The organism is Pseudomonas peli (genome assembly GCF_050563605.1).
Lineage (GTDB): Bacteria > Pseudomonadota > Gammaproteobacteria > Pseudomonadales > Pseudomonadaceae > Aquipseudomonas > Aquipseudomonas peli_A.
In genome coordinates this window covers 1-310 of sequence record NZ_JBNXUH010000064.1, presented here as the reverse complement: position 1 = coordinate 310, position 310 = coordinate 1, and the positions used below count along the sequence as shown (strand labels likewise).

General features: G+C 55.8%; 1 pseudogene. It reads right to left on the bottom strand.

Annotated features, from left to right (window positions below):
• Positions 1-168: 168 nt before the first annotated feature.
• Positions 169-310: pseudogene (locus tag ACQ4LH_RS21085) on the bottom strand (SPFH domain-containing protein); the annotation flags it as partial.

Below are 310 nucleotides of genomic sequence, written 5' to 3'. Positions count from 1 at the left end.
GTTATCGGCGGCTAGCACTCATCCTGGCGGGGAAATCACTACGCTTTTTCTCCTACTTAGCTCTTCGGCGGCCCCCTCTCTCTTTTTATTTCCATTCTCTTCTGCCCCCCCTGCTCCCCCGCCATTAAATTTGCTGGCCCCTCCGCACGAGATGTGTATAAGAGACAGGATCTGCACCGTGGCGTTATCGGCGGTGATCACTTCCTGTGGCGGAATATCCAGCACGTTTTCCATCACGTTGAGCTTGCGGCCGACCTTGTCCATCACCGGCACGATGATGTTCAGGCCCGGCTTGAGGGTGTTGGTGTAG